Raw genomic sequence first — 20,720 nt, 5'->3', positions numbered from 1 at the left:
TAAGAGTGGGGATGTTATCCATCACCGGGACGAAAGGAGATATATGTTATGCTGGAGATAGGAATTCAGGCACCGGAGTTTACGCTGCAGGACAGATGCTGGAGACGCTTTTCTGAGCGGTTGTGACACACATCGGATCAGTGTATATCTGATCCTGGTATTACGAAAGAAAAAGGAGTTTTCATGACACCCGATGAAAAGTTTAAGCATTACGCTATGATTTATTATCAGGAACATGGGGACCTGTATGTGAAGATGGATACGGTCATCGACGGCTATCGGCTGGGCAGGAAGATCAGCGGCTACCGGGTAGCCAAAAAAGGCCGGGAGGGCCGCGCGCTGTCGGATGAAATGGAGCAGTGGCTGAATGCACACGGGATGGTGTGGGATGCGGCCGGACGCACCGGACATGTACGGGCCGTTGTGTGCATGGAAGAACCTGGACGGATCTTCGCGTCTATAATGGAGGCATCCAGGTGGGCCGGAGTTAAGTCCGGGAATATCTGCTGCTGTATCCATGGGCTGCAGCACAGCGCCGGAGTCCATCCGGTGACCGGGGAAGTGCTGCACTGGATAGCAGCGGATCAGTGGGAAGCGATGTCGAAAAAGGAACAGGAAGAGCGGTTGAACCAACTGGAGGATGGCGTGAGTTATCCGAATAAGTTCGGAGCCGCTTTTTTTGCCCAGCTGGCGGTCCAGGGCCAGATCGCTGACTTCAGAAGGGAAGTGGCAGCGGCGGATCTGTTTCCGGTAAAGATCAACAGAAGTTATGATTTTGGGCTGTCCCTTTCGGATCCGGACAGAGTCGACCTGCTGGTGGAATTCCACGGCGGGCAGCATCTGAAGGAGGATAAACGGGATTTTTCCAAAAAGTTCGGGAGATCGAAACAGGAAGAGATCGATAACGACCGGCTGAAACGGAAGCTGGCTTACCGGTACGGCTTTTCGACCCAGACGTATCTGACGGTCAACTGCAGGGAATCCAGAATGGGGCACATGGTGGAGATGATAAGCAAAAGCCCGCTGGGCGCCCGGTTCGATCTGAAAAGGATCGACTGGGAAAAATGCGAACGTCAGGCGTTGGATTCTTATGTGAAACAGGTATGTGCGCTATATGCCCAGGGTTACCCACTGACCCGGATCGCCGAACAGATGAAGCTTGGTAAATGTACGGTGCCCCGCTATCTGAAGCGGGGAGCCGCGGCTGGGATCAGCGATTATCAGCCTGTCAGGCATGAGCAGGTGCGGATCATCTGCGTGGAGACGGGGCAGGTTTTCCCGTCTATGGCAGAAGCCGCCAGATTCTGTAACATAAGCTCAGGGAACCTGGGCCAGATCCTGAATACCCCGAAGGCGGCAGGAAAAGACCCGCATACCGGCCGGCTGCTGCACTGGCAGGACTATGAAATCTGGCTGAAAATGTCTGCCCGGGAAAAAGAAGAGATCCGTCAGAAGATCACCGCATTCTGCATGCAAAGACCTATTATCTGTCTGGAGGAACCGGGAAGGATCTTTGAGAGCACGGTGAAGGCGGCCGCGTGGTGCGGAGGGGATCCGTCTTGTATCAGTAAGTGTCTGCGAAAGATCTATGAGCATACGGGAAAACATCCGGTAACAAAAGAACCTCTCCACTGGAGTTATTACGGGTTCGGAAAAACCTAATTTTATTTATGTAATGGGAAAGTGCTGCTGCAGCATCAGAATCCCTTCTGGGGACCGCACAGCCCGGAAACGGAAGCGCATTGGTTACAATTTTAATAACTTGCGGGAACCTTTCAAATGGCAGGGGTGTCTATATAGTATAAGCATTGTACAAGGCTTAGAACAAGGAGGAAAGGATAGGGCCAATGGATATAGGAAAAGAAGCATTCTGCAATTATATTGAACAATACCAGCGGCGCATGTTCCGGGTAGCCAGAGGAATCTTATACCATGATGAAGATGCCGAGGATGCGGTAGGGGAAAGTATACTGAAGGCTTATGAAAAGAGGAATCAGTTAAAAAATCCGGATAAGTTCCGGCCGTGGATCATGAAAATCGTCGTTCATGAGTCATACAGAATAGCCAGGAAACGGGGAAGGACTGATTATCTGGAGGATGCGCCCGGTACCGATATCCCTGCCGAAGATTCCCACTATGAGCTGTGGGATTTGGTAAATACTCTGGATGAAGAATTCCGGGTGGTTACGATCCTCTTTTACTATGAAGACCTGAGCATAAAGGAGATCGGTATGATCCTGGACATTCCCGTTGGAACGGTGAAATCACGTCTGACCAGGGCCAGAGCGAAGCTAAAACGCCTTATTTAAGAAAGGAGAGGTTCTCATGCAGGATAGTTTAGATAAAAAGATAAAGGATATGGCGTCCAGAGAATCCATACGGGTTCCTAAGGGATTTGATGAGCGTATGGAGCGGATCAAAGTGAGCCTCCCGCAGGAACGGAAGGGTCAAAAGACGAAGAGGTTTCCGCTGCGGGCAGCTGTGATTTTGGCTGCGGCATTGGTTCTCTGTCTGTCCATCCCTGTGGTAGCGGATCAGATTAATCTCAATCAAATATTTAAAAATATATTTATGAAGCCGTCAGAGGAGCAGAATCCGGCTCCGGACACAGCCGCAGGTGGTTCCCCGACTCCAGCAATGGAACCTGTGGAGGCAGATAATCCGTTCCTGACCCAGGCGGGAAGCATTCTGTTCCAGATAGTGGAGAACGCGGGGTTATCCTATACGGCCAGAGGGATCGTCGGCGATGGGAATTCCCTGTATCTGGCTTTTGATGTGGAGACGCTGGACGGACAGCCGTTTGAGGGAGAGACCGCGGAAGAGATAAAACAGTTCCAGTTCGGAGAGATCTTCCTGCAGCTGGACGGTGCTGCCATGGGTCAATATTGCGGAGCTGCCAGGATCGATGACGGCAGTGTCCCCGGGAAAGCAACATTCCTGATCAAGGAAACCCTGAGATTTGAAGGGGTTGATTCCGTGGCGGGACATCAGTTGAAGATCAGTATTCAAGACCTGAGGGTTTCGGACGATTCCATGAAAGTATTTGATATGGAGGATCTGGCTGCCTTGAGCAAAAATTTCAATGAGGTTACACCGGATGACTACCTGGAGTGGGGCGCGACAGAGTCGGAAGGAGCCGACGGCGTCAGAGAACAGCACAATATTTATCTGCTGAAACGGACTGGAAAGAAGTTGAAGTTCAGTGATACCTATCCGGAGATGGAGATAGATAATATGGCGTTTATCGAGGGCGACCTGTATTTGAACCTGAATCTGAACGGGGCTGTCGATCCGAACGATGTGTCAGATATGAATATAGTGAACAGGAAAAATGGAGAGATCCTGAGTGTCCATGGCAGCGGTTATAACGCCATCAATCTGGATACTTTCGAGGGGATAGATCCTACGGCGGGATCTGATTATGTGAATGGGGAACAGATCGGGACCCGTATGCAATTCATCGGCCTGGGCAGCCCGGAGAAGTTAAAAGATGCAGTCCTGGCACTGGGCGGGGCGGGTTCCTACCGCACAGCTTATCAGGGAAGCTGGGAATTCGAGTTCCCGCTTGACTATGAAGATACCAGTGTCGTCTATGAGGACATGAATCAAACATTGGCGAATGGAATCGAGGTAGTACAGATGACCCTGTCGCCGATCTCTATGAAACTTACGATGAAGACAGAGGTAGATTCCTTCCATGATATGGCGCTGGAGCTGGATGACGGCAGCAGGATTACGTTAGATGACCTGCAGTGGGATGGGAAAGACGGAACCGTACAACTCCAGGCCATGTACCCGGCTGTCGTGGATATCGACCGGATCAGCGCAGTGATCATCAATGGAGAACGGCTGGCTCTATCCGCAGAGAAAGCTAAATAATACAGAAAAATATCGTTTATTCATCTGCCGGCAGTCAGGATACACTGTCCGCCGGAATACCTTGTTCTGCAAGACAGTCCTGATTCAGTTTTTTCATCTCATAGATGATAAAGACCAGGACGATCACCGCGGAGGTAAAGTCTGCCACCGGCCCCGCGTACAGCACCCCGTCCAGTCCGAAAAACATGGGCAGCAGCAGAATCAGAGGAATTAACAGCAGAAGCTGCCGCAGCATGGACAGAACTGAGGCCTTCATGGGCTGCCCGGTGGACTGGAAATAACTGGTTGAGACCACCTGGAAACCGGCGGTAAATATGCCCAGCATATAGATGCGCATACACTTAATGGCAAATACGGTAAAGTCGGTATTACCGGTACCAAAAAGCCTCAGGATCACATCCGGGATCAACTGGCAGGCAGCCCAGCCGATCACGGATGCCGCTGTGGCGGCGGCGATGGCGTACAGGTAAGTTTTGCGGATCCGTCCGGGATGATTGGCCCCTTTGTTAAAGCCCAGGATCGGCTGTGAACCGATACCGACCCCGATACAGACCGACAACAGGATCATACTGATTTTGGATACGATTCCCATGGCGCTTAGAGCCACGTCCCCTCCGATCGCGGTTCGGTTTCCGTAAAAAACCAGGGAGTTGTTGAGGACTACCTGAAGGATGGTTGCCGCGCTCTGGGTGATCCCGCTGGATACCCCCAGCGCAGTCATTCTGCCGCAGATCGGTCCCCGCAGCCGGAAATTGGCAGTCTTCAGCCTCATATTACTGAAGCGGATAAAATATACGGTCAGCACCACTGCAGAAATAATCTGAGAGGTAATCGTAGCGATAGCGGCTCCCACGACGCCCCAATGGAACACGAAGATATAGATCGGGTCCAGAATCGTATTCAGGACAGCGCCGATCACCATACTGTATGTGGCCAAGGTAGGATTCCCGTCAGTCCTTGCCATATTGCTCAGGATTACGCCCAGCATATTAAAAGGCGCGCCGATCAGCAGGATAGAAGTGTACTGCCTTGAATATTCCATGGTATTTTCTGTTGCGCCGAACAGCTTTAACATCGGATCTAAGAATATCAACCCCAGGACCAGCACGATGATCCCCATGACGATTCCCAGAATAAATACATTTCCCAGGCACTTTTCGGCGGTCTCCTCCTGCTTTTCCCCCAGTTTTATGGCCGCGAACGCGCTGGCGCCGGCGCCCAGAAGCGTGGATACAGCCAGGATAATCGTTACAATAGGAAATGCGATGGTAGTCGCGGCATTTCCCAGATACCCGATTCCCTGTCCGATAAAGATCTGGTCAACAATGTTATACAGCGAATTTACCAGCATGGAGATAATCGCGGGCAGCGCGAATCTCATGAGCAGCCGACCGATAGGCTGATAGCCCAACGGATTTTCCTTTTTCGACATAATCTGAACTTGTTCTTCCATAATAAAGCCTTCCTTTCTTTTGTATCTTTCGAAGTATTAAAATCTTTTAATCGAGTTTATGCGCAGATAATATAGCCGTCGGACAGCTATTCCGGGTGCGTTCCCAGAAGTATGGACTAATGAAGTGAAACTTCTAATAAACCAGATAGATCCCAGATACCTTTGAAAAACTAATCACTATTATAGCAATTTTTGGTTGCATATGCAACTGTGAATTTTTCATAAGTTATGGACACTGTGAATTTTTCATGGTTAAAATTTTCAATGAGAGTATGGTTACGACAGCTTATTTCAGTCATTTGACAGAGACGGAGTGAGCAGGTAGAATCGTAGTGTATTATGATTTGTGCATGTATGCATATTCGGACAATATTGTTCTTGAAATGACAGGAATTATTTCTTATTAAATACTATCATAAAGACAGGAGGTGAGAAAAATGGGCTGGACAGAAAGTTTACAGTTCGCAATCCGGTATATGGAAGATCATCTTCTCGACGATATCCGGACGGACGATATTGCGAAAACGATCTACATGTCCCCCTTATATTTTCAGAAGGGATTCAAGATTATGACCGGGTACTCCCCATCGGAGTATATCAGAAACAGGAGACTTTATCTGGCGGCACTGGATGCGATATCCGGAAATGAGAAGGTGATTGAGCTGGCATATAAGTACGGCTATGATACTCCTGAGAGTTTTACCAAAGCGTTCACGCGGTTTCATGGACTGTCTCCGATGCAGATCCGCAGTCAATTCGGAAGAATCAAAACTTTCTTACCTCTGAAAATAAGAATATCCATACAAGGAGGAGACGAGATGAATTACACAATTGAAAAGCTGCAGGGATTACAGGTGATCGGTTTTGAGAGGATATTTTCTTTTGAGACGTCTTATCAGGAAATACCGAAGTTCTGGGATGAGTTTTGCGGTCAGTATATGCAGTACCTCACGGGACAGGTAAAACCTGCGGATGCGATACAGAAAGCGGTATGGGATGATAAGATCGGTGAATATGGAATCTGTATCGATGATGTAGGTGAGGAAGGGAAGTTCCGGTATCTGCTGGCCGGGGCGTATACAGGAGGTGATGTGCCGGAGGGGCTGACTGTATATCGCTTTCCGGATATGGAGTGGGCGAAGTTCAGATGTGACGGACCGATGCCTGCCGCTCTCCAGACTGTAAATACGAAGATCTTTAAAGAATGGCTTCCGAACAATGCTGAATTTGAGATCGCGATGGGTGCAAACATCGAGTGGTATTCGAAAGGGGATATTACCGCTCAGGATTATGAAGCTGCGATATGGATTCCGGTTAAAAGGAAATAAGAGAGGGGACTGGCACATTCCGGCCAGAAACGTATTTGTTCAAAAAAGTTAGAGAGGAAGGGGCCTGTCCCCGGAAGCTGGCTTGAGCAGAAGGTACCTGTCTGAAGGACAGGGATTGGGCTTAAGCCGGCATCCTGGGACAGTCCCCTTTCTCTCTTGTTTGCTTGCAGGGTTTGTAATCTACCGAAAGGGGACAGTCCCCTCCCATCGCGAAAAATGTTGTAAAGAATCGAGAAAGTTTTTTACTTATGGAATGATTTATATTATAATGTCTTTGTGAGCCTAAATTTGAATACTCAAAATCTTAAAATAAGCGAGGGAATACAAATGGAAAGAAAAGTAGGGACAGTGTCCAGAGGAATTCGTTGTCCGATTATCCGTGAAGGGGATCAACTGGCTGATATTGTAGTGGAAAGCGTATTGGACGCGGCAAAATCAGAAGGGTTTGAGATACGCGACCGGGATGTCATCTCCGTCACGGAATCCGTAGTGGCGAGAGCCCAGGGGAACTACGCGCCCATCGAGGCCATCGCAAAGGATGTGAAAGCCAAACTGGGAGGCAAAACGATCGGCGTAATCTTTCCGATTCTGTCCAGAAACCGTTTTGCGATCTGTCTGCGAGGAATTGCCATGGGAGCGGAGAAAGTGGTTCTGATGCTGAGCTATCCCAGCGATGAGGTGGGGAATGAGCTGGTGACCCAGGATCAGTTGGATGAAGCCGGCGTGAATCCTTACAGCGACGTTCTGACATTGGAAAAATACAGAGAGCTGTTCGGCGAGAACAAGCATCAGTTTACAGGAGTTGACTATGTGGATTATTACAGCGGCCTGATCAAAGAAATGGGGGCCGATGTGGAAGTGATCTTCGCCAATAATCCCCGGGTGATCCTGGATTATACGAAGAGAGTGCTGAACTGTGATATACATACCAGAGCCAGAACCAAGAGAATCCTGATGGCAAACGGCGCAGAGGTCGTATGCGGGATGGACGATATTCTGAACGCGCCGGTGGACGGCAGCGGCTGCAATGAAAAATACGGCCTGCTGGGCTCGAATAAGTCCACAGAGAACACCATTAAGCTGTTCCCCAGAGACTGTACGGATCTGGTGATGCAGATCCAGAAACAGATGCTGGACAAGACAGGAAAGCATGTTGAAGTTATGGTTTACGGTGACGGAGCATTCAAAGATCCGGTCGGCAAGATCTGGGAGCTGGCGGACCCCTGCGTATCGGTTGCGAATACCCCGGGGCTCGAAGGGACACCCAACGAGGTGAAGTTAAAATATCTGGCGGACAATGATTTCAAGGATCTAAACGGCGAGGCGTTGACGAATGCCATTTCCCAGAGAATCAAGGAGAAAGATGATAATCTGGTCGGTAATATGGCCTCCCAGGGAACCACTCCCAGAAGACTGACGGATCTGATCGGTTCTTTATGCGACCTGACCAGCGGTTCGGGAGACAAGGGAACCCCGGTTATACTGGTTCAGGGATATTTCGATAACTTTACCAATTAACCCGGTATCGGCTGTATGACAGAGCGGATGGGTACGGCTTATGGAATGCGGCTAAATGAAGCAGGTAAAGGAAACAGGTAAAGAAGCTAAGAGAACGGAATGTTATAAATAAGGAGCAGGATAAGATGAAACAGGATATGATTGTAATATTGGACCTGGGCAGCACCCGGAATCCGGAGCTGGCCCGTGAGATCCGGGATCTGGGAGTATACAGTGAGATTTATCCCCATGATATCACGGCGGATGAGCTGAAATCGCTGGAAAATGTAAAAGGCGTGGTCTTAAACGGCGGGGAAAACAGAGTCGTAGACGGTATGCCGGTGGATATAGACACGGATCTCTACGGATGCGGCCTGCCCATGATGGCGGTGGATCATCCGGGAGCTAAGTGTGAGCTGGTGTATGATGCTCTTCCGGAAAAGGAAGTATTGAAGAGCTTTGTATTTGACACCTGTAAGGCAGAGGCCAACTGGAACATGAAGAATTTTATCGAGGACCAGGTAGAGCTGATCCGCCGTCAGGTGGGAGAGAAGAAGGTCCTGCTGGCGCTGTCCGGCGGTGTGGATTCTTCCGTGGTGGCGGCTCTGCTGTTAAAAGCTATCGGTTCCCAGCTGGTATGTGTCCATGTGAATCACGGCCTGATGAGGAAAGGCGAATCGGAAAGCGTCATCGAGGTATTCAAGAACCAGCTGAACGCCAACCTGGTCTATGTGGATGCTATCGAACGTTTCCTGGGAAAACTGGAGGATGTGGCTGATCCGGAGCAGAAACGGAAAATTATCGGCGCGGAATTCATCCGTGTCTTCGAGGAAGAGGCCAGAAAACTGGACGGCATCGAATTCCTTGGACAGGGCACGATCTATCCGGATATCATCGAGAGCGGAACGAAAACGGCCAAGATGGTGAAGTCCCATCACAACGTAGGCGGTCTGCCGGAAGATCTGCAGTTTGAACTGGTAGAACCTCTAAAGCAGCTGTTCAAGGACGAAGTCCGTGCCTGCGGTATCGAGCTGGGCCTGCCGGGCAGCATGGTTTACAGACAGCCGTTCCCCGGCCCCGGGCTTGGTGTGCGCTGCCTGGGCGCGATCACCAGAGAACGCCTGGAAGCCGTGAGGGAAGCGGATGCGATCCTGCGGGAAGAGTTTGAAAAAGCGGGACTGGATAAGAAGGTATGGCAGTATTTCACAGTGGTACCGGATTTTAAGTCTGTGGGCGTGAAGAATAACGCCAGATGCTTTGAATATCCGGTGATCATTCGGGCGGTGAATACGGTAGACGCCATGACTGCTACGATTGAGCAGTTAGACTGGCCTGTCCTGTTAAAGATCACGGACCGGATCATGAACGAGGTGGCGAATGTGAACCGGGTGTGCTATGATTTGTCACCGAAGCCTACGGCTACCATTGAGTGGGAATAAGAATGCTAAGTAGAAATAAGAATCGTCTTTTGATACTGATTTGATACTAACTCTTATACCAAAGTAATATTTAGATAGCGTGAAAACTCCCGTTTGAACCGTAAAGCTCAGACGGGAGTTTTTCATCGCTGCAAAAGACTGCCCGGGTCGCCGCCGGGATACGAACCGCCTGTAAGCCTGTGTTTCCGTGGAAGGGAAGGCGAAGACACACAAGAGTAAGACAAGATGGAGGGTAACATCAGACCGCACATAATATCATGAAGCCAGTCATGATTTCGTCTATTATGAACTTATGCGGAAAGGAGCGGACCAATGGAGTGGATCAAAGGAATACAGCGAGCGTTAGATTATGTGGAAGCCCATATTACGGAAACCATTGATTATGAAGAGGCGGCGAAGCAGGCCTATTCGTCCAGTTTTCATTTTCAAAGGATTTTCAGTATCCTCTGCGGTTTCACCTTAGGCGATTACATCCGGATGCGGCGGCTCTCCCTTGCGGGAAATGAGCTTGCGTCGTCGGATATCAAGGTGATCGACGCCGCGCTAAAGTACGGATATGATACCCCTGAGAGCTTCAGCCGCGCGTTCACCAAATTCCACGGGGTAACACCCTCCCAGGCGAAGCACGGCGGCGCAGCCCTCAAATCATTTTCTCCTCTTTCCGTAAAACTAAGTTTAGATGGAGGAAACACGATGAATTACAGAATCGAGACTCTGGGAGCATTCCCTATTATCTGCAAAAAGAAACAGGTATCCAGCAAGAAGGAGCTGACTACGGAGGAAATCTCCCGCTTTTGGCAATCCTGCGGCACAGACGGCACGATCATGGAACTTTGTAAGTATATTCCGGAGAACAACATTTTTCAAAACTGTATCGTTGGAGCCAGTTTTGGCAAGGACGCTGCCGACACGGAATTTCCATACGCCATCGGCGCACATTATAACGGCATGCCTGTTAGCGATGAGGACCTGACTGTGATACAGATTCCGGCCCATACCTATGTGGTATTTCCCTGTGTCGGAAAGATGCCGGAGGCGTTCCAGAAGCTTTACCAGCAGATATACAGCGAGTTCTTCCCGGCCAGTGAGTATCAGCCCTGCGGTGGAACGGATTTTGAAGCTTATCCTTCGGCGGATGTAGAAGACCCCGATTATAGCTGTGAAATCTGGGTTGCGGTTGAAAAGAAATAACACGGCAATAACAAAGGTTAATAGTAAAGGTTAATAGTAAGGGTGCCACAGAGGTACAGCGGTTTAGCCGTACGTCTGTGGCACCTATATTTTACCGGCTGCCCTTCCTGCCAACTGGATGGTTTACGGTGTGCGATTCTTTCCCGGGATTGGGTATGCCCTTTTCGAGCTGTTTCATTTTCTCCCGAAGCATTACCGTTTCTGTAATATCCATAACCACTCCCTGGAGAAACGGCTTACCCCGGTATTCCATATAACGGCTCTGATCGACTACCCAGATGTAACCGTGCTTACTGAGCATACGATATTCCAGATTTTCATTTCCGCGGTTTTTCTGGAGGCTGGAGACGCCGGCGTTTACCAGAGGACAGTCGTCCGGATGTACCATATTGAGGAATTTATCGTCAAACAGCTCCTTGATTTCCTCACGCGTATAGCCGAATATCTCCAGAAAGCGGTTGCTTATGTACATAAAATCATAGTCCTTTGTCTTGGCGCAGCGGTGATAGCCGCCGGGCATATCATTATATAGAAAGTTCAGTTCCTGATTCTGACGCAGAAGCAGAGCGTTGCGCTCGGCCAGCTGACGCTGGGCAGCCATGGTTTCGGAGATATCGGTGCAGGCGCTGACGATGGCCAGTCTCCCGTCCTCCGCCCGGATCACCTGCCCCTTATCCAGAGTCCAGAACCAGGAGCCGTCCTTTTTCGGCATTCGATAGGTGGTGGTATATTCCAGTCCGGGATAATATTCCGGACCGATATCACGGGCCACAGCTTCCCGGTCATCGGGATGAATGGTATTGATTACTTTCCCCTGGATCGCCTGTTCCAGTTCCTCATAGGAATCAAAACCCATCAGGCTTACGACGGCATTGTTGGCAAAATAGAGGGGGAAGCCGTCCTCGCAGTAACCGCCGATCATACCGCCGGGACTCATCTGCGCGAAAATCGAAGCGGCGGCCTGCCTGTTTTCCTCCGTCAGCTTCATAAAGGAAGAATCGTTTTCCGAGATATGAACCACAGCGGAAAGAGCACGCTGAGAGTTGATCAATTGCTGCTCCCGCTGCTTTTGAACGGTAATATCGCTGGCTGCCCCGTAGTACAGACTGTGTCCGTCCTGCTCTCTCAGGAAAAAGACCCGAAGCTTAAGCCATATGGTGTTCCCGTCTTCCCTGAGATACCGGATCTCACCCAGAGCGCCAACCGGAATATTTCTGCGGGCCTGCAGGAAGATTTCCATGATTTTGGCCTGATCCTCCGGATAGACATTTTCCAGCTCTGTTTTTTGTCTGCGGGTCAGCTCCAGCAGGTCGTCGCCGGTAATCCGGCAGTACTGCTCGTTGGCACGCAGCAGCTTCACCTGGTTCCCGGATACATCATAGAAGGCAATACCGCCTAGTATATTATTGATAATGGATTCGGTCATCATGTCCTCATTCAGAAGTTCTTTCAGGCTGAGACGCTGCAGATTCTGCGGCATGACTCCCCGAAAATCCAGGTTATTTTCATCGGCCAGAAGCGGTTCAAATACCTCGATGGGCATGGGTTTATAGAAATAATAGCCCTGGCCGTAGACACATCCCATATTTAACAGAAACTCAAGCTGATCCGCGGTCTCGATTCCCTCCGCGATGATCCGCAGCCCGATCAGCCGCGCCATACTGATGATCGATTCCAGGATACTGATACCCTTCCCGGCGCTCTGCTCGTCCATCGCCAGGAATTTCATATCGATTTTAAGAACATCCACATTGATGTCTTTGAGCATATTAAGGGACGAATAGCCGCTGCCAAAGTCGTCCATGAGCACCGTAAAGCCCAGGCTCCGCAGCTTGTCCACAACGCCTGTTATAATCTGGAACTCCTCGGCGTAAGCACTCTCCGTAATCTCGATCTCCAATAGTTCAGGCTTCAGATCGTAGCGTTCCACAAGATTCTGAAAAGACCCGGCTACATCCATAGTATATACATCCACACGGGAAACGTTCACCGAGATGGGAATAGGGCGGTGTCCGCTGTCAATCCAACGCCTTAAATTCATGCATACCTCTTCCCAGATATAGAGGTCCAGCTTGGCGATGAATCCATATTCCTCCAGGGTGGGAATAAATACACCGGGCATGACAACACCGTTTCGAGGATGATTCCAGCGCACCAGCGATTCCAGTCCTACGATCTTGCCGGTGGCAATATTACATTTTGGCTGGGCATAGAAGGTGAACTCATGGCGCTCCAGGCCTTTTTGGACCTGGGTGAGAAGCATATGGTCATTTTCCATTTTCAGAAACATACTTTCATCATACCAGCATACACGTCTAGCGTAATTCCCCTTAATTTTGGACATAGCAAGAGACGCGCGGTCGTACATGGTACTGACCGGTAAGGGCGGCTGATCTACGGCATACAGGCCAAAAGCGGGTAAAAACCCGGCATTGTCACCATATTGCAGGACGCAGCGTGTGATCTGATTCTGAAGTTTCTCCAAAAGCTCCGGGCGGTTCGGTACAAGGGCACCGAAATCATCCGCCCCCAGATAGCCGGCGACTACTCCGTCAGACTGGGCTTTTTTTAACTCTCCGGCAATCTCCTTTAAGAAGATATCGCCGGCCTCCATCCCGTACCATTCGTTGAACAGTTTGAAATGTTCGATATCAATGGCCATCAGGCACCAGGAAGTCTCATCCCCGCGATTTAAAACGGCGCCTGCCGCCCGGAAAAAATCAACCTTGTTATACAAGCCCGTCAGTGGTTCCAAAACCAACTGCGCCTGGGCAGCGTCTTCATTTTCCAGTTCCCGCAGCTTTTCCTCATTGATATCCTGAATAAAGCACATGAGGATCCGGTCGTCCTTCTCCCCCTGGCACAAGGGCACAACGGTCTGTAAAACCCAGCACCATGTCCCGTCCGTCCTCTTTTTGCGGAATTGTCCTCTTAACATATGATCCCGGCTGTCCTGTTCCATACGGGGCAATATATTCTCCAGATTCCAGAAAGACAGGAAGGCCTCCCGGTCATCGGGATGGATCATTCCCGCAACGACCTCCTGAATCATGGCTTCGAGCCGGCCCTCGGCCGCCGGTATCACATATTTTCCGTCCATATGATAGAGAATTTTATAGCTGTCGCTGGTCAGGTTCAGTTCGAATAGTTCATCATAAGTGGAGAGGTTCGTTAAATTAAAAAAAAGATTCCGGTTATCTTCTTTGATCTCCCTGGCCAGGATAATTCTGTAGTCATGATCCCTGGCTGTATCAAAGAGGGCAGTATTTACCTCCACCCACTTTTTCAGAGATTTGTTGTAAAAAATAGTGCCCTCCGTTCTTCCGGTAACGAGTGGACAGCCCGCGCAGGGTTGGCATTCCGCGCAGATGGATTCATAGCAGTATTCACCGGCGTGCAGATCAGGATAACATCTCTTTAATACGTGATTAAAGTAAAGAATCCTGAATTTGGAGTCGATAATGTAAACGGCCGCATTGTTTGTTTTATTATCCATAAAATCCCATCCCTGATACAACATCGGCCTGTTAAAACCGATCATATTTTAAAGCATCCATGAAAACAAAGCCGTTCCGGGTATGCTCAGGAGCAACCGGTTATACAACTCATAGCTATAATTATAGTGCTTTGTGGTGTGATTCGTCAATGAATTAAAGTCTTATAATCTATATTTTCATGAATCAGAAAATACTGGGACAGTCTTTGGAGGAATGATTTCAGCCATTTCTTAATAATCAGGATTTTAGCGATTCACTTTACGAACGGGAGAATGCGAAGTATAATGTAATGAAACCGCGAATCACAAAATTATAACCGTGGGAAAGAAGAATAATTATAATACGGACGAACCGATGTCCGTCTATACAGATATAAGCGGGAAAATGTACACATGGAGGCCGGGATGAACATGGAGGTCAGGATGAAAAAAAATATATTTATTATTTTGTATATTATCACATTGCTGTTTCTTTCAGCATGTAACCAATCCAATCAAGAGTTATCTGCCCATGAGGACAGCAGCCCCGCAACATATGATGTACAACCGGTCAGGGATGAGAATGCTGACTGGAAAGACATTACAACCATAACGGAAATGCAGATAACCGTGGCAGATAAAAATAATAAACCGATTCAGACCATGGTCTACAAGTATGATCTCAGCGGTGTACCAGCCGCATTTACCGGAAAAGTCCTGCTGGCGGATGTGAATTTTGATGGCTGCGGTGATGTTCTTCTGGATCTGGGCCGCTACGGAAACCAGGGTATAAAATACTATGCCTGTTATCTGTCAAATCCTGTTACCAAACAATATGAAGAAGCTCCGGAATTTCAGGAGATACAGAATCCGATCCTAAACACTGCGGCGCAGGAAATACTGTCCTCCTGGAGAAACAGCGCATCCAGCTATGGATACGCTAAATACAGGTGGGATAACGGCTCTCTGGAATTGGCGGCGCAGGTAACTGTAGACTATGATATTGAGACGGATGAAGAGCAAATTACAGAAGAGCAGTTGGAACATGGAAAAATGGTCCGGACCGATGCCGGCAAAGAAGCGATTCAAAATGAATGGCAGCTGGACACAGAAGTGTGGGCAGGAGACATAGCGGGAAAAGTACTATATGAAGAATAGGGAATGTTGGGGATTGAATAAGGAATGTGCCCCATTAGACAGAACCCTTTAGGCGCGGCAGGTTCCATTTATAATGAGCCGCCAGGAACCTAAGCAGGATCACCAGGGCGGAAGTGCCGAACATGGCCGTGACCTGTCCGAACGGTTCCTGCAGCAGGACGTAGAACAGAGCGCCGGCAAGCGAGGCGCAGGCGTATACATGTTTCACAAATATGTAGGGGGTTTCGCCTGCCAGGACATCACGCAGGATACCGCCGCCCACTCCGGTTATGGTACCGACAAATATTAGCAGGAACAGATTATCCTGATACCCGTTCTGCACCGCGGTGAATATACCCACGGCTGTAAAGATCCCAAGTCCCACGGCGTCGAACGCAAGCATTATTTTATCATAGGTTGCCCGGAAAGCTCCGGACAACCATTCTTTTTTTGCATATAAGATCCAGAACAGACAGCAGGATGTGACGATAGCCGCCAGCGCGTATACCGGGTCCCGGAACATGCCGGGCGGAGTTATTCCCAGTACCAGATCCCGGATCAGCCCGCCGCCTGTGGCGGTGACCACCCCCAGTACACTGACCCCAAAGATGTCCATGTTCTTTTCCACGGCCGTCATGGCGCCCGAGGAGGCGAAGGCTACCGTTCCAAGCATTTCCATGATAAATGTGATCAGATGCTGATAGTCCATAGGAGTACCTCGATTATGTCAATGATGGTAATATTATACCTCAAATTCCGGGACAAGAAAAGAGCGAAAAAGGGATCGTGCCCAGTTATTTCCCCTTGTAAACAGTAGGCACCTATAATAAAATAAAAATAAATATAAAGGAGAAACTTATGAATCGAAATGAAGAAAAGGGCAGGCTTATTGCCCTGCTTCCTATAGGAATATTCCTGCTTATTTTTCTGGGGGTGGGCTGGCTGACTGGAGATTTTTACCGGATGCCGGCGATCGTGGGCTTTCTGATCGCGCTGGTAGTGGCTTTCTGTCAGAACCCGAAACTGTCCTTTGCGGATAAGATACAAGTGATCTCAAAAGGAGTGGGAAATGAAAATATCGTCACCATGTGCCTGATTTTTCTGTCAGCCGGAGCTTTTTCCGGGGCGGTGACGAGAGCGGGAGGAATGGAAAGCACCGTCAATCTGGGTCTTAGTATTCTGCCGGCAGGAGTCGCTGTGGCCGGTCTTTTTTTGGTCGGATGTTTTATTTCCCTGTCCATGGGGACTTCCATGGGGACTATCGCGGCATTGACACCGATCGCGGTGGGGATCAGCGAAAAGACAGGCTTCTCTATGGCGATCTGCGTAGGAGCGGTGGTCTGCGGCGCCATGTTTGGGGACAACCTGTCGATGATATCCGATACGACCATCGCGGCGGTCAAAACTCAGGGCTGTGAGATGAAGGACAAATACAAGGCTAACTTTTTTATCGTGCTGCCCGCGGCGGTCCTGACACTGCTCTTTTTTGTCGCCATTACCTGGGGGAAGAATTATGTGCTGCCGGGTGAACATCCTTATCAGGTGATCCGTGTTCTTCCTTATCTGGGAGTATTGGCCGGGGCGCTGTTGGGCTTTAACGTGTTTCTCGTGCTGCTGTTCGGCACGGCTTTTTCACTGGTGGTTGGGGTCGGAACCGGCGCTTTTGCGGTCTCGGAGATTTTTACGGTAATTGGGGAGGGCGTGACCGGTATGTATGACATTACCGTAATTTCCCTGATCGTCGCCTGCATTGTGTCATTGGTAAGGGAATACGGCGGTATTCAGTGTATCATTCAATTCATTAAGAGGCGGATCAGGGGAAAGAAGGGTGCAGAGATGGGAATCGCGGCGCTGGCCGCGCTGGTAGACCTATGTACCGCGAACAATACGGTAGCCATCGTGATTGCCGGCCCGATTGCGAAGGAGATCAGTGACGTGTACGAGATTTCGCCGAAGAGATCGGCATCCCTGTTGGATATCTTTACCTCGGTCTGCCAGGGCCTGATCCCTTATGGGGCGCAGCTGCTCTCGGCCTCCAGCCTGTCGGGCCTCACCCCATTTGAAATCATGCCTTATCTGGTCTACCCTGTATTGATGGGAATCAGCGCATTGCTCTTTATCTTACTGAGAAAGAATGATAAAAAGCCGGTGCAGAGCGGTTAATCCGGAAAATCAGGCCCTATGGTAGAACCTTCGGTAGGTTTCCAGTGACTGCAGGTATTTCTGCACATCCACATATTCATTCGGTTTGTGACAAAGCTGCGGTTCTCCGGGACCGTAGAGAAGTACGGGGCAGTCGGGGAACTGTCTCAGTAAAATAGACGCATCCGTAAAGTAGTTGATGCCGGTATATTCAACCGGCAGTTCCTGCTCACGCAAAATTTCCTCAAACTGTCTGAGCCAACGGTCCTCTTTCGGGATCTCGATTCCCATCCGTTCGTTGCGAAGCTGCACGTCAAAGGTAACCTTTCCGTCCAGTCTTTGTGTATATTCTGCGCATAGCTGGTGCAGATGATGGAGCACCATATCCCGGGTGAGAGCGGGAACCATTCGGATATCAGCCAGAAATTCCGCATGATCCGGCGTCATGTTCGGCGCGATCCCGCCTTCGGCCATGGTGATCTGCATCGTAGAGATTCCCAGGATTCCATGGATATAGGAGTTGATATTGCGTTTCAATTCCTGCAGTACCTCGAAGCCGCCTTCCAGGGCGTTGCCGCCTTCTTCCGGGTTAGCTCCGTGGCTGGTCTTGCCGTTTACGGTCAGAGAGAGCCATAGACACCCTTTCTGGGCGATACCGAGTCTGCCTCCGGTAGGCTCCCCGATCAGCAGAAAAGCGGGCTGTTCTTCCGTGGCAATGGAAAGAAATGATTCCGCGCCAAGGCCGCCCTTCTCCTCATCACAGGTTCCGGCAAAGAGAATCGTGTCGTCGGGAATCACCTGATTTTCCGCCATCTTTGCGCATACATAGGCCATGGCTGCCAGACCGCTTTTCATATCACTGGCTCCGCGCGCATAGATCCGGTTCTCAAGCCGGACGGGAAGGGACGGGTCCGTATCCCACTCATCCATTTTCCCGAAGGGCACCGTATCCAGATGACCGTTCCAGACAACTGTCTGGTCCGATCTGCCAGGAATCCGTCCAATGACATTCGCATGCAGAGCATCGATGGGCTGCAGACAGGCCGCGATACCATGGGAGCAGAGATAATCACACAGAAATAAAGCCATGGCGTGTTCGCCGGCAGTGCCGTTTACACTGGGGACTGACAATACATCTGTCAAAAATTGAAGGGCTTCCTCCTGATACTTATTATTCATTTATTTCCTCATCTGGTTGATCAGATCTCTTTCCCGCGGAAAATTATTTTCTTTGTTTGTAAAGTATTTTCATCCAGCAGCACAAGATTGGCATACTTTCCTACTGTGATACTGCCATATTGATCGTAAATTCCGATGGATTTGGAAGGATTCACCGTAGCGCATTTTACTGCAGAAGCAAGAGGAATCCCCATCTTCTGTACCGCGGTACGCATGCAGTCCATCAGATTCGTGGCAGAACCGGCGATCGTTTTGTCGCAGACCAGAGTGGCCCGGTTCCCCACCACATGCACAGCCTGCCCGCCCAGGGAATATTCCCCGTCTTTTAATCCGGTGGCTTCCATGCTGTCGCTGATCAGGATGACCCGATCGTCCCCGAACATCTTAAAAGTAGTCCGCACCACCGCCGGGTGGATATGGATGCCGTCACAGATCAGCTCTGCCCCGCAGTGAGGAGCATCCACCGCTGCGCCGATTACGCCGGGTGCCCGGTGGGTAAAAGCCGGCATGGCATTATACAGATGAGTGATATGGCTGACACCCCGCCGGATCGCTTCACTGGCCGTATCAAAATCAGCTGTGGTATGGGCGATGGACAAGACCACCTCGCCATTAAGAGCTGAGATGAACTCCATGGCGCCCTCTTCCTCCGGGGCCAGATCTACCAGTTTGATCAGGCCGTTCGCCTCCTTTTGGAGCCGGCGGAACATTTCTATATCCGGTTTATGAATATATTTCGGATTCTGTGCCCCTTTTTTGGCCAGGGAGATGAACGGCCCTTCCATATTGATCCCAACCAGATCCGCGCCCTTTTGCCCGTTGACATGAGCGGCAGCGGCGCGGCAGATACCGGTCAGGGTTTCCTCGTCATAAGTCATGGTGGCAGGGCAGATGGCGGTGATGCCGTTGGCCAGCTGGTAATCCGCGATGGTCTGGATAGCTTCCTGTGTTCCATTGCAGAAATCCTGCCCCATACAGCCGTGAAAATGGATATCGGTCAGGCCCGGAATCGCGATACAGCCTGCGGCGTCGATACACACATCATCACCGGACGAATGGGAGATGTATTCTTTGCTGATACAAATATCCTTTTCTTCAAAGGTGCAGTCTTCTGTAAATACTTTCGCATTTATAATTTTCATATATCCTCCATGCGTGCGTTACCCAACACTGTTCGATCTTCTATAAATTAATTTTCGACAACGCGGCTTCGTCCCCTACCAGAGTAACATCCGGATGGAACTGCAGGATGGACGCGGGTACCTGAGGGGTTACCGGGCCGAAGAAAGCCTTCTGCACGATATCCGCCTTGGCTTCCCCGTTCACGACCACCAGAATTTTACGGGCGTTCATGATCGTCTGAATCCCCATGGTATAAGCCTGGCGGGGAACGTCGTCAGCAGACGCGAAGAAACGTTTGTTGGCCTCGATCGTGCTCTTTGTCAGGTCCACACAGTGAGTCCCTTTCGCGAAGGAATCTGCGGGTTCGTTGAAACCGATATGTCCGTTGTGTCCCAGTCCCAGCAGCTGCAGATCCACACCGCCAAGTGTCCGGATTATTTCATCATAGCGGGCACATTCATTTGCGCTGTCGGCAACCGTCCCGTCCGGGATATTGGTATTTTCTTCTTTTACATTAATAGACTTGAATAAATTCTGGTGCATGAAATAGTAATAGCTCTGGTCATTCTCTCTGGTAAGCCCTTTGTATTCATCCAGATTGGCGGTTTTTACCTGTGAAAAATCCAGATTTCCCTGCTGATACCCCTGAATCAGCTGCTGGTACAGACCAATCGGCGTCGAGCCGGTGGCCAGCCCCAGGACACAGTCCGGTTTTAAAATAACCTGAGCGGCGATGAGATTAGCCGCTTTACGGCTCATTTCCAGATAATCTTTTGCTTTCAGAATTCGCATAATGGAAATCCCCCTTTAGGATAATTGTTGTACATATACTCTATTTATATTCCTTATAAATGTATCAAACCACAGGAAAAAAAGCA

15 protein-coding genes are annotated in these 20,720 nt (G+C 49.8%); 9 read left to right on the top strand and 6 right to left on the bottom strand.

What is annotated here, in order from left to right:
* Positions 1-183: 183 nt before the first annotated feature.
* The 3 genes from KTH90_RS17745 to KTH90_RS17735 all read left to right on the top strand — a co-directional run bounded on the left by KTH90_RS17745 (position 184) and on the right by KTH90_RS17735 (position 3,879).
* Positions 184-1,662 carry a hypothetical protein gene (locus tag KTH90_RS17745; protein ID WP_238727168.1) on the top strand — a complete coding sequence of 493 codons (1,479 nt, stop codon included), beginning with the start codon at positions 184-186 and terminating at the stop codon, positions 1,660-1,662.
* A 185-nt stretch (positions 1,663-1,847) separates the two neighbouring features.
* Complete coding sequence (locus KTH90_RS17740) at positions 1,848-2,309, top strand: RNA polymerase sigma factor (protein WP_238727167.1); 462 nt, start codon at positions 1,848-1,850, stop codon at positions 2,307-2,309.
* 16 nt (positions 2,310-2,325) lie between these two features.
* Positions 2,326-3,879, top strand: a complete 1,554-nt coding sequence (locus KTH90_RS17735; protein WP_238727166.1) for a hypothetical protein — start codon at positions 2,326-2,328, stop codon at positions 3,877-3,879.
* Between the two features lie 34 nt (positions 3,880-3,913).
* On the opposite strand, the gene KTH90_RS17730 is transcribed toward KTH90_RS17735, so the two are convergent.
* Positions 3,914-5,332, bottom strand: a complete 1,419-nt coding sequence (locus tag KTH90_RS17730; protein WP_238727165.1) for an MATE family efflux transporter — start codon at positions 5,330-5,332, stop codon at positions 3,914-3,916.
* Between the two features lie 437 nt (positions 5,333-5,769).
* Between KTH90_RS17730 and KTH90_RS17725 the strand changes: the two genes are divergently transcribed.
* The 4 genes from KTH90_RS17725 to KTH90_RS17710 all read left to right on the top strand — a co-directional run bounded on the left by KTH90_RS17725 (position 5,770) and on the right by KTH90_RS17710 (position 10,787).
* A complete protein-coding gene (locus KTH90_RS17725) occupies positions 5,770-6,660 on the top strand; it encodes an AraC family transcriptional regulator (RefSeq protein ID WP_238727164.1) in 891 nt (296 codons plus the stop codon).
* A gap of 327 nt (positions 6,661-6,987) precedes the next feature.
* Positions 6,988-8,178 (top strand): coenzyme F420-0:L-glutamate ligase, encoded by a 1,191-nt coding sequence (locus KTH90_RS17720; protein ID WP_238727163.1) that lies wholly within the window; start codon positions 6,988-6,990, stop codon positions 8,176-8,178.
* Positions 8,179-8,303: 125 nt separating this feature from the next.
* Positions 8,304-9,596, top strand: a complete 1,293-nt coding sequence (gene guaA / locus KTH90_RS17715) for a glutamine-hydrolyzing GMP synthase (RefSeq protein WP_238727162.1) — start codon at positions 8,304-8,306, stop codon at positions 9,594-9,596.
* Positions 9,597-9,908: 312 nt separating this feature from the next.
* Positions 9,909-10,787 (top strand): AraC family transcriptional regulator, encoded by an 879-nt coding sequence (locus tag KTH90_RS17710; RefSeq protein ID WP_158353418.1) that lies wholly within the window; start codon positions 9,909-9,911, stop codon positions 10,785-10,787.
* Positions 10,788-10,878: 91 nt separating this feature from the next.
* On the opposite strand, the gene KTH90_RS17705 is transcribed toward KTH90_RS17710, so the two are convergent.
* On the bottom strand, positions 10,879-14,283 hold the full coding sequence (locus KTH90_RS17705) for an EAL domain-containing protein (protein WP_238727161.1): 3,405 nt from the start codon (positions 14,281-14,283) through the stop codon (positions 10,879-10,881).
* Between the two features lie 423 nt (positions 14,284-14,706).
* Between KTH90_RS17705 and KTH90_RS17700 the strand changes: the two genes are divergently transcribed.
* Positions 14,707-15,420, top strand: coding sequence for an XAC2610-related protein (locus KTH90_RS17700; protein ID WP_238727160.1), 714 nt, complete (start codon positions 14,707-14,709; stop codon positions 15,418-15,420).
* Between the two features lie 34 nt (positions 15,421-15,454).
* On the opposite strand, the gene KTH90_RS17695 is transcribed toward KTH90_RS17700, so the two are convergent.
* Positions 15,455-16,108: a trimeric intracellular cation channel family protein gene (locus KTH90_RS17695; protein WP_158353412.1), complete on the bottom strand. Its 654-nt coding sequence runs from the start codon at positions 16,106-16,108 to the stop codon at positions 15,455-15,457.
* A gap of 149 nt (positions 16,109-16,257) precedes the next feature.
* Here KTH90_RS17695 and KTH90_RS17690 point away from each other — a divergent pair, with 149 nt between their 5' ends.
* Positions 16,258-17,562 (top strand): Na+/H+ antiporter NhaC family protein, encoded by a 1,305-nt coding sequence (locus KTH90_RS17690; protein ID WP_238727159.1) that lies wholly within the window; start codon positions 16,258-16,260, stop codon positions 17,560-17,562.
* Positions 17,563-17,571: 9 nt separating this feature from the next.
* Here KTH90_RS17690 and KTH90_RS17685 read toward each other — a convergent pair whose 3' ends face one another.
* Genes KTH90_RS17685 through nagB form a run of 3 tightly spaced genes read right to left on the bottom strand, consistent with a single transcriptional unit; the run spans position 17,572 to position 20,634 of the window.
* Positions 17,572-18,720 carry a M20 family metallopeptidase gene (locus tag KTH90_RS17685; protein ID WP_238727158.1) on the bottom strand — a complete coding sequence of 383 codons (1,149 nt, stop codon included), beginning with the start codon at positions 18,718-18,720 and terminating at the stop codon, positions 17,572-17,574.
* Positions 18,721-18,740: 20 nt separating this feature from the next.
* Positions 18,741-19,862, bottom strand: coding sequence for an N-acetylglucosamine-6-phosphate deacetylase (gene nagA, locus KTH90_RS17680; protein ID WP_238727157.1), 1,122 nt, complete (start codon positions 19,860-19,862; stop codon positions 18,741-18,743).
* Positions 19,863-19,902: 40 nt separating this feature from the next.
* Complete coding sequence (gene nagB, locus KTH90_RS17675; RefSeq protein WP_158353404.1) at positions 19,903-20,634, bottom strand: glucosamine-6-phosphate deaminase; 732 nt, start codon at positions 20,632-20,634, stop codon at positions 19,903-19,905.
* Positions 20,635-20,720: the final 86 nt, after the last annotated feature.

The sequence above is a fragment of the Diplocloster modestus genome (genome assembly GCF_019042245.1).
Lineage (GTDB): Bacteria > Bacillota > Clostridia > Lachnospirales > Lachnospiraceae > Diplocloster > Diplocloster modestus.
Note: the sequence above shows the minus strand (reverse complement) of the source record. Positions and strands in the feature narration are given on the sequence as shown.

Bases quoted from the DNA above. Each gene is read 5' to 3' on its own strand.
- KTH90_RS17700 (WP_238727160.1), top strand. From the start codon at position 14,707: ATGAAAAAAAATATATTTATTATTTTGTATATTATCACATTGCTGTTT.
- KTH90_RS17745 (WP_238727168.1), top strand. From the start codon at position 184: ATGACACCCGATGAAAAGTTTAAGCATTACGCTATGATTTATTATCAG.
- KTH90_RS17690 (WP_238727159.1), top strand. From the start codon at position 16,258: ATGAATCGAAATGAAGAAAAGGGCAGGCTTATTGCCCTGCTTCCTATA.
- nagB (WP_158353404.1), bottom strand. From the start codon at position 20,634: ATGCGAATTCTGAAAGCAAAAGATTATCTGGAAATGAGCCGTAAAGCG.
- KTH90_RS17740 (WP_238727167.1), top strand. From the start codon at position 1,848: ATGGATATAGGAAAAGAAGCATTCTGCAATTATATTGAACAATACCAG.
- KTH90_RS17710 (WP_158353418.1), top strand. From the start codon at position 9,909: ATGGAGTGGATCAAAGGAATACAGCGAGCGTTAGATTATGTGGAAGCC.
- KTH90_RS17720 (WP_238727163.1), top strand. From the start codon at position 6,988: ATGGAAAGAAAAGTAGGGACAGTGTCCAGAGGAATTCGTTGTCCGATT.
- KTH90_RS17735 (WP_238727166.1), top strand. From the start codon at position 2,326: ATGCAGGATAGTTTAGATAAAAAGATAAAGGATATGGCGTCCAGAGAA.
- KTH90_RS17730 (WP_238727165.1), bottom strand. From the start codon at position 5,332: ATGGAAGAACAAGTTCAGATTATGTCGAAAAAGGAAAATCCGTTGGGC.
- KTH90_RS17695 (WP_158353412.1), bottom strand. From the start codon at position 16,108: ATGGACTATCAGCATCTGATCACATTTATCATGGAAATGCTTGGAACG.
- KTH90_RS17725 (WP_238727164.1), top strand. From the start codon at position 5,770: ATGGGCTGGACAGAAAGTTTACAGTTCGCAATCCGGTATATGGAAGAT.
- guaA (WP_238727162.1), top strand. From the start codon at position 8,304: ATGAAACAGGATATGATTGTAATATTGGACCTGGGCAGCACCCGGAAT.
- nagA (WP_238727157.1), bottom strand. From the start codon at position 19,862: ATGAAAATTATAAATGCGAAAGTATTTACAGAAGACTGCACCTTTGAA.
- KTH90_RS17685 (WP_238727158.1), bottom strand. From the start codon at position 18,720: ATGAATAATAAGTATCAGGAGGAAGCCCTTCAATTTTTGACAGATGTA.
- KTH90_RS17705 (WP_238727161.1), bottom strand. From the start codon at position 14,283: ATGGATAATAAAACAAACAATGCGGCCGTTTACATTATCGACTCCAAA.